A 1,606-nucleotide genomic window follows, 5' to 3' on the forward strand; every position below is an offset into this window, starting at 1 on the left:
TACACCGATTAGGTTACTTTAAAATGAAATTTTTTATAGCTTCCCTATTTATTTCGCTGTCATTTTGGTAAGTTAAAGCACACTATATTTTGCATCAAGCAAGTATAAAAAAGTAAATTTCATATTCGTTCTTCTTCTTATTATTTCAGGACTGTATTTTACTAATGGCCGGAAAGATCCCACGTAACTTTATAGACGATTTACTTGCCAGAACCGATATTGTCGACCTGATAGACTCAAAAGTAGGTCTAAAAAAAGCAGGTAAGGATTATCAAGCTTGCTGCCCATTTCATAACGAAAAGTCTCCCTCATTTACTGTATCGCAAGACAAACAGTTTTATCACTGCTTTGGGTGTGGCGCTAATGGTAATGCAATTTCGTTTGTAATGGAGTACGAAAAGCTAGAGTTTGTAGATGCTATTGAAGAAATAGCTAGCATGCTTAACTTAGAAGTACCTCGAGAACAAGGCGCAAACTCAGCACCAGAGCGTACGGCTGCGCAAAAGCGCTCCGATTACGACTTAATGCTTCATACTGCTCGCTTTTATCAGCACCAATTAAAACACCATAGTAATTCTGCTGCTGTTATTGAGTATGTTAAAGGCCGTGGTTTAAGCGGTGAAACTGTTAAAAAATTTATGATTGGCTACGCTCCCAGTGAATGGGATGGGCTATGCCTACAGCTTGGTCGTAATAAAGAACAAAAAGAGCAATTGGTTGAGCTAAAGCTAGCTTCAGAAAAAACACCAGGCAGACAATTTGATTTTTTCCGCGATCGCCTAATGTTCCCTATTCGCGATAAACGCGGACGCGTTATTGCATTTGGTGGGCGTGTAATGCAAGCCGACCAAGGGCCAAAATATCTAAACTCGCCAGAAACCCGAATTTTCCATAAAGGCTTTGAGCTTTATGGGCTTTACGAAGCAAAGCAAGCCCATAAAAAACTTGATCATGTAATGATTGTTGAAGGTTATATGGATGTGGTGGCTCTTGCTGAGCAAGGGATTGAATATGCAGTTGCATCACTGGGGACAGCAACAACAAGCGAGCACATGCACACTTTATTTAGAACTACTGATAAAGTAGTCTGTTGTTACGATGGCGACAGGGCTGGCCGTGATGCTGCTTGGCGGGCACTTGAAAATGCGCTCCCTTATTTAAACGATGGTAAAGCACTACAATTTGCATTTTTACCAGATGGCGAAGACCCTGACTCGCTTGTACAAAAAGAAGGTAAGGAGCAATTCGAATTGCGCCTAAGCCAAGCAGATGACTTTACCAAAGTATTGTTTAATAAATTAAGCCAAGAAGTTGATTTAACACTCGATTCAGGAAAAGCTAAACTTCTTAGTGCAGCACTTCCACTAATTGAAAAAATTCCAAGTGAGTTTTATCAAGAAAACATTCTTGAACAATTAGGACGCTTAATTGGCAGAACGCGTGAGCAGTTGAATAGCCGTTTAAAAACGCCTAAACAGCAACACTCTATTGAACGTAAATTTAAAATAACACCTATGCGCCAAGCTATCGGTATATTGATCCAGCACCCTAATTTAGCTAAAAGTGTGCCGTATTTACCTGAGCTTGCACAAATGAACATTGCTGG

At 40.0% G+C, this 1,606-nt stretch carries 1 protein-coding gene; it reads left to right on the forward strand.

The window, feature by feature from the left end:
* Window positions 1–164 precede the first annotated feature (164 nt).
* Window positions 165–1,606, forward strand: a 1,442-nt coding sequence (dnaG, locus tag H5072_RS18880) for a DNA primase (RefSeq protein ID WP_182694441.1), incomplete at its 3' end; no start/stop codon positions are given.

The sequence above is a fragment of the Pseudoalteromonas sp. SR45-5 genome (assembly GCF_014163565.1).
Lineage (GTDB): Bacteria > Pseudomonadota > Gammaproteobacteria > Enterobacterales > Alteromonadaceae > Pseudoalteromonas > Pseudoalteromonas distincta.